Genomic DNA, 6830 nt, shown 5'->3' with positions numbered 1-6830 from the left:
CAACTCGTAATGCAATCAAAGCTATTCGTTTAGCTACTGACAAAGCTGAGGCTTCTGCAAAATTATCAACAGTAATTTCTATGATTGATAAGTTAGCTAAGAAAAATATCATTCATGATAACAAAGCTTCTAACTTAAAATCTAAGTTAACTAAACACGTTGCTTCATTATAGTACGTAACTAGTAGAATAAGATAAAGCTCTCTTTTTGAGGGCTTTTTTTATTGTTTTCTTATCCTTAATTTAAACTAAAGAGTTGATTTCTATAGTGTTTTTATTAAAATAAAGATTACCTTTGCACTTTCAAAAATAAATTAAATGACTTCTATTAGAAACATCGCAATTATTGCACACGTTGACCACGGTAAAACTACTTTGGTTGATAAAATTATGTACCACTGTCAATTATTTCGTGAAAACGAAAATACTGGAGACTTAATCCTTGATAATAATGATTTGGAACGCGAAAGAGGTATTACAATTACTTCAAAAAACGTTTCGGTAATTTATAAAGGAACTAAAATTAATATTATTGATACTCCAGGTCACGCCGATTTTGGTGGAGAAGTAGAACGTGTACTTAATATGGCAGACGGTGTATGTCTTTTAGTAGATGCTTTTGAAGGACCAATGCCTCAAACGCGTTTTGTATTGCAAAAAGCAATTGACTTAGGTTTAAAACCATGTGTGGTTATTAATAAAGTAGACAAAGAAAATTGTACACCAGAAGAAGTACATGAAAAAGTATTTGACTTAATGTTTGAATTAGGTGCTACCGAAGAGCAGTTAGATTTCCCAACTGTCTACGGTTCTGCAAAAAATAACTGGATGTCAGATGATTTTAGAAATCAAACAGATAATATTGAACCTTTATTAGACATGGTTTTGGCTCATGTTCCAGCACCAAAAGTTTCTGAAGGAACGCCACAAATGTTAATTACCTCTTTAGATTTCTCATCATTTACCGGTCGTATTGCTATTGGTCGATTAGAAAGAGGCGTTTTGAAAGAAGGGATGCCAATTTCTTTAGTTAAAAGAGATGGTACGATATTAAAATCTAGAGTTAAAGAATTACATACTTTTGAAGGTTTAGGTCGTAAAAAAGTTGATCAAGTAATTGCTGGAGATATTTGTGCAATTATTGGTATTGAAGGTTTTGAAATTGGTGATACAGTTGCCGATTTTGAAAATCCGGAAGCATTACAAACTATTGCAATTGATGAACCAACAATGAGTATGTTGTTCACGATTAATGATTCGCCTTTCTTCGGAAAAGAAGGAAAATTTGTAACCTCACGACACATTAGAGATCGTTTAACAAAAGAATTAGAGAAAAACTTAGCTATGAAGTTAGGTGAAACAGATTCTGCTGATAAATTCATGGTTTTTGGTCGTGGTGTATTGCACTTATCGGTTTTAATTGAAACTATGAGACGCGAAGGGTATGAAATGCAAATTGGTCAACCACAAGTTATTATTAAAGAAATTGATGGTCAAAAATGTGAACCAATTGAAGAATTAACAATCGATTTACCTGAAAATTTATCTGGTAGAGCCGTTGAATTTGTAACCATCCGTAAAGGAGAAATGTTATCAATGGAAGCGAAAGGTGAGCGTATGATTATTAAATTCAATATTCCATCTCGTGGAATTATAGGATTGCGTAATCAATTGTTAACTGCAACCGCTGGTGAAGCTATTATGGCTCATCGTTATACTGGATATGAACCTTTTAAAGGTGCAATTCCTGGTAGAAATAACGGTTCATTAATTTCTATGGAAAACGGAAAAGCAATTCCTTATTCTATTGACAAATTACAAGATCGTGGTAAATTCTTTGTGGAGCCAAATGCTGAGATCTATGAGGGTCAGGTAATTGGTGAAAACTCTCGTGGTGATGATATGTGTATCAACGTTACTAAAGCTAAAAAACAGTCTAATGTACGTTCTTCAGGAAATGATGAAAAAGCGAGAATTATTCCTCCAATTATTTTCTCACTTGAAGAAGCTTTAGAATACATTCAAAAAGATGAATATGTTGAGGTTACTCCGAAATCTATTCGATTAAGAAAAATTTATTTGACAGAAAACGATAGAAAACGTTTTAAAATATAATTAATTAAATCCCGATGAAAATCGGGATTTTTTAGCATAAATAATCATGGAAATTAAATTGAAATACGGAATTGACAATTTGCTTTTCGGAATGAAAGAGCAAGATGTTATTAAAATTTTGGGTAAACCCGATACACAATATAAAGACGAAGAAGAAAATATTGTTTTTATGTATAATGCCCGAAAGTTGCGTCTTATTTTCTATAAAGAAGAAGACTTTAAATTAGGTTATATTACTACCACAAATTCAGTTGTGAAGTTGTTTAACACGACTATAATTGGAAAGAATTGGAGTGAGGTTTATCCGGTATTAGAAAAAAATAAAGTTAAATCATTTGAAACCGATACTTCTGAAGGAATGATGAGTTATTTTAACGAGGAAAATTGGCTATTCATCCACGTTGATTATAACGAAATTGTTAAAATTGAGGTTGGTGCCGTTTTTAGCGATAAAGACGAATTTGATTGGAAATTTTAATATTTGAAACATAAAAAAAGCCGCTAATCACTTAGCGGCTTTTCTATTTATAATTGATTTATCTTAATTAATTCTACTTCGAAAATTAAATCGGCATTTGGTGGAATTACACCGCCAGCACCTCTTTCCCCGTAGGCTAATTGTGATGGGATGTAAAATTTATATTTAGATCCTTCTTGCATCAATTGAACACCTTCGGTCCAACCTTTAATCACTTGGTTTAATCCAAAATCAATTGGCTCTCCTCGTTGAACGCTACTATCAAATACTTTTCCGTCAAGTAAAATTCCTGTATAATGTACTTTTACATTACTCGTAGCAACAGGTTTGTTTCCTGTACCTTGTTGTAATACAATATATTTTAAGCCACTTACGGTTGTAGCAGCATTTTCAAATTCTTTTAAGGCTATTTCTTTTGCTGCTTTTTGTTTTTCTGCTTCAATTTTATCGGCTTCTGCTTTCTTAGCAAAATAGTCTGTAAATACTTTTTCAGCATCAAATTTTTTAGCTTCTTTTCCTACTCTAATTATTTTTACAGAGGTAATTACATCATCTTTAGCAATTTTATCAACTACATCAAGTCCACTAGTTACATGTCCAAAAACAGTGTGTCTTCCATCTAAATGTGGGGTTGCTTTATGAGTAATAAAAAATTGACTACCATTTGTTTTAGGACCTGCATTTGCCATTGATAAAATTCCTTTGGCTGAATGTTTTAATTCGGGTACAAATTCATCGTCAAATTTATAACCTGGATCTCCAGAACCGTCGCCTTTTGGACAACCGCCTTGAATCATAAAATCTGAAATTACTCTATGAAATTTCAAACCGTCATAATATGGCTTTCCTTTTAAACTATTGGTTACTTGAGAATTTGTACCTTCAGCTAAGGTTACAAAATTTGCAACAGTTATTGGCGTTTTTTGATACTCTAATTGTACCAATATTTCCCCTTTGGAAGTAGTAAACTCAGCAAAAATTCCTTCATTTTTTTTCTCTTGTGAAAAGCAAAAAGTGCTAAAACCTATAAGTGCTAACGTAAGCGAGATTATTTTTTTCATTCTATTATAATTTAGTTTGTTGATTTTTCTAAAAGTTCTATTTCAAATATTAAATTAGCGTTTGCTGGAATAAGATCACCAGCTCCCTGCATGCCATAACCTAAATGTGATGGAATATAGAAGATGGCTTTGTCGCCAAAATTCATTAACTCAACCCCTTCATTAAAACCCGGAATAAATCGCAAGTTTCCAATAGATGAAGCCATGGGCGTATAACCATTTTGTGCAGCACGATTTGGGTCAAATGTTCCAAATTGCTTAGCTATTTCTTCATAACTGGTGTCAAATAATTGGCCATTTTCTAAATAACCTGCATAATGAATGAAAACATTTGTTCCCGATGTTGGTTTTTTACCCGAACCCTTTGCAATTATTTTATAAACTAAACCTGATTTTGTTTTAGTGCCATTTTTTTTAACATCTACAAATTCTTGTGCTTTTTGGGTTCTAATTTTTTCTGTTTTTTCTTCAAGTTCTTTTTGCGCTTTAGCTTGTTTTGCATAATAATTTTTAAAAATCTTTACGGCATCAAACTTTTTAGCTTCGTTTCCTATTCGAAGAATTGTAATTTTTTCAATTACATCTTCACCTTCAAGAGTATTTATAATTTCAATTCCTTCAATAACTTCGCCAAAAACACTGTGAATATTGTCTAACCAAGGGGTTGCTTTATGTGTAATAAAAAACTGACTACCATTTGTAGCCGGTCCAGCATTTGCCATAGCTAGAATTCCTGCTTTGTTATGTTTTAAATCGGGATGAAATTCATCTTTAAATTTATAACCAGGACCTCCTGAACCATCGCCATTTGGATCGCCACATTGTGCCATAAAATCGGTGATAACCCGATGAAAAGTTAATCCATCATAAAAGGCTTTTCCTTTGAATTCTTCACTTACAAAAGGATTTTTACCTTCGGTTAATGAAACAAAATTGGCCACTGTATTGGGTACTTTTTGATACTCTAATTTGGCAATCATAGTTCCTTTTGAAGTTTCAATTTCGGCATACAAACCTTCGCCTAAATGATCATAAGATTTAGTACAGGCAGAAAATAATGTGACTAAACTTACTAGTAAAAAAGAAATCGGTTTCATGGTATTAATTTTTAGTTTGTGTATCTAATTTTATATCGTTCAACGTTACTGTACAAATAATAGGCTGGTTAGTTCCTATTTTATCATCATCGCCATGGTATCCATAGGCCATGTGCGAAGGAAAAAGAAAAGAAATGGTTTCGCCTTTTTTCATTAATTTGATGCCATCTCGTAACCCTATCATGATATTTTCTTTGTCAACATAATATTCTTGAGGTTTGGTTTCCTCTTTGGTATAAATTATGGTATTTTCTAAATCTTTAATTTCATATTCATAGTATACAATATCGCCTCTTTTTGGAAAAACGGTTTCTAATTCAGATTTTGTTTCATATTTATACCAATAGCCTTTGCTTGAAGCTAGATATTCTTTTAAAGTATCATTTTTAATGATGGAATCGATAATTTTTTCTTCGGTAGCAACTAATTTTTTATTGCGCTCTATTGATTCTTTTATAAAAGTGCCTGAAGCATGAGAAATAGGTCTGCGTGCTTCTTCTTGACGCTGTGAACAACTATTTAAAAACACTAAAAACAGGCTTAATATTAGTATATTTATAATTTTCATTTTCATTTTCATTTTTTTTCAGATGCTAAAATAGCAATAAATTGTTTTACGGTTTCTTCAAGAGATGAAAAAGATTTTCCACCCGCGGCATTGATGTGTCCACCACCATTGAAGTGATTTCTAGCAAATTGATTGACGTCAAAATCGCCTTGAGATCGAAACGAAATTTTGATGATTCCTTCTTCTTTATTTTCAATGAAAATCGCCGTAAAATCAATTCCGTTAATGCTTAAACCATAATTTACAATACCTTCGGTGTCTCCTTTTTGATGTCCAAATGCGTCTAATTCTTCTTGACTTAAGGTGATGTATGACGTTTTATATTGGTCTAAAATTTTTAAATTTTGTAATGCTTTGCCTAATAATAACAAACGATTATAATTAGAATTATCAAATAATAAATTGTGAATTTCACTATTACTAATTCCTCTGTCAATTAAATCGGCAACACATAGATGCGTTTTACTGGTTGTTTTTGGGAAACGAAAACTTCCAGAATCAGTAACAATTCCTGTATATAAGCATGTGGCAACGGTTTTATTGATGTAGTTTTCAAAACCTAATTGGTATATAAAATCATAAATCATTTGGCACGTAGATCCATAAGCTGTGTCTGAAAAAGTATAAGTGGCATAATCATCGGGAAATTGATGATGATCAATCATGATGCTTGTAGCTGTTAATGTTTCAAAAACCTTTTCCATAGCTTCGCCTGTGCGGTGTATTGCATTAAAATCGAGTGTAAAAATAAGATCACATTTTTCTAAAAAAGTTTTAGACTGCTCTATATTTCTTTCAAAAATCATGATATTTTCACTTTCAGGTAACCAAGCTAAGAATTCAGGAAATTCATTAGGCGCTATCACCAAGACCTCATGTTGTAATTGCTTTAAGATATGATATAGTCCTAAAGTTGATCCCATAGCGTCTCCATCTGGATTTCTATGTGGAATAATCCCTATTTTTTTTGGAGTAGCTAAAAGTGATTTAATCGCTTCGATTTCGTTTGTTTGCATCATACTGCGAATATATTATTTTGTAAGCTATTGTGCAATAATTATGCCTAACGATTTAGAGAAAAATGACCTTTGATGATTTTATCTTCCCTAATTTTCATTTGAAACCAATAATCTGAACTAGGTAAGTTAACGCCATTGAATGTTCCGTCCCAAACTTGATTTTGTGCATTAATTTGATGAATTAGCTTTCCATATCGATCAAAAATTTCAATGGTGCCATTTTGTAAGTTACGTTGGTTATGGTTTTTTATGCTCCAAAAATCATTAATTCCGTCGCCATTTGGAGTGAAAAACTTTGGATAATCTAAAATATAAAACGTAGCGGGAACAACTCCACAATTTTTAGTGTCTTTTACATAAACGGTGTAGGCTCCTTCGATTAGGTTTGTGAAAGTTGGTGAACTTTGGTAATTTGTTCCATCCAATGAAAAAACATAAGTGCTTATCCCAGTATAATCAACGGTTATTGTATTGTTTTCTGAAAAATCATTAA

The 6830-nt window shown here is 32.1% G+C and carries 8 protein-coding genes; 3 read left to right on the top strand and 5 right to left on the bottom strand.

Annotated features, from left to right (window positions below; all coding sequences use genetic code 11):
- The 3 genes from rpsT to ACIQZC_RS07835 all read left to right on the top strand — a co-directional run.
- Window positions 1-173 (top strand): 30S ribosomal protein S20 (rpsT, locus tag ACIQZC_RS07845; protein ID WP_396138682.1); only part of this gene is annotated, 173 nt, incomplete at its 5' end.
- Between the two features lie 144 nt (window positions 174-317).
- On the top strand, window positions 318-2114 hold the full coding sequence (typA, locus tag ACIQZC_RS07840; RefSeq protein WP_396138681.1) for a translational GTPase TypA: 1797 nt from the start codon (window positions 318-320) through the stop codon (window positions 2112-2114).
- Window positions 2115-2160: 46 nt separating this feature from the next.
- Window positions 2161-2592, top strand: coding sequence for a hypothetical protein (locus ACIQZC_RS07835; protein WP_396138680.1), 432 nt, complete (start codon window positions 2161-2163; stop codon window positions 2590-2592).
- Window positions 2593-2639: 47 nt separating this feature from the next.
- Here ACIQZC_RS07835 and ACIQZC_RS07830 read toward each other — a convergent pair whose 3' ends face one another.
- From ACIQZC_RS07830 to ACIQZC_RS07810, 5 genes are all read right to left on the bottom strand, one after another.
- Entirely contained in the window at window positions 2640-3653 is a 1014-nt protein-coding gene (locus tag ACIQZC_RS07830) for a peptidylprolyl isomerase (RefSeq protein ID WP_396138679.1), read from the bottom strand.
- An 11-nt stretch (window positions 3654-3664) separates the two neighbouring features.
- Window positions 3665-4750, bottom strand: a complete 1086-nt coding sequence (locus tag ACIQZC_RS07825) for a peptidylprolyl isomerase (protein WP_396138678.1) — start codon at window positions 4748-4750, stop codon at window positions 3665-3667.
- A gap of 4 nt (window positions 4751-4754) precedes the next feature.
- Window positions 4755-5318 carry a gliding motility-associated peptidyl-prolyl isomerase GldI gene (gene gldI / locus ACIQZC_RS07820; RefSeq protein ID WP_396138677.1) on the bottom strand — a complete coding sequence of 188 codons (564 nt, stop codon included), beginning with the start codon at window positions 5316-5318 and terminating at the stop codon, window positions 4755-4757.
- 8 nt (window positions 5319-5326) lie between these two features.
- Window positions 5327-6337, bottom strand: coding sequence for a bifunctional oligoribonuclease/PAP phosphatase NrnA (locus tag ACIQZC_RS07815; protein ID WP_396138676.1), 1011 nt, complete (start codon window positions 6335-6337; stop codon window positions 5327-5329).
- 44 nt (window positions 6338-6381) lie between these two features.
- On the bottom strand, window positions 6382-6830 hold a 449-nt coding region (locus tag ACIQZC_RS07810), incomplete at its 5' end, for a T9SS type B sorting domain-containing protein (RefSeq protein WP_396138675.1).

It is taken from the genome of Flavobacterium sp., from assembly GCF_044338735.1.
In the GTDB taxonomy this organism is placed as follows: Bacteria; Bacteroidota; Bacteroidia; order Flavobacteriales; family Flavobacteriaceae; genus Flavobacterium.
The sequence above is the reverse complement of the archived record's forward strand: the minus strand, read 5'-3'. Positions and strand labels throughout refer to the sequence as shown.

Bases quoted from the DNA above. Each gene is read 5' to 3' on its own strand.
- typA (WP_396138681.1), top strand. From the start codon at position 318: ATGACTTCTATTAGAAACATCGCAATTATTGCACACGTTGACCACGGT.
- ACIQZC_RS07835 (WP_396138680.1), top strand. From the start codon at position 2,161: ATGGAAATTAAATTGAAATACGGAATTGACAATTTGCTTTTCGGAATG.
- ACIQZC_RS07830 (WP_396138679.1), bottom strand. From the start codon at position 3,653: ATGAAAAAAATAATCTCGCTTACGTTAGCACTTATAGGTTTTAGCACT.
- ACIQZC_RS07825 (WP_396138678.1), bottom strand. From the start codon at position 4,750: ATGAAACCGATTTCTTTTTTACTAGTAAGTTTAGTCACATTATTTTCT.
- gldI (WP_396138677.1), bottom strand. From the start codon at position 5,318: ATGAAAATTATAAATATACTAATATTAAGCCTGTTTTTAGTGTTTTTA.
- ACIQZC_RS07815 (WP_396138676.1), bottom strand. From the start codon at position 6,337: ATGATGCAAACAAACGAAATCGAAGCGATTAAATCACTTTTAGCTACT.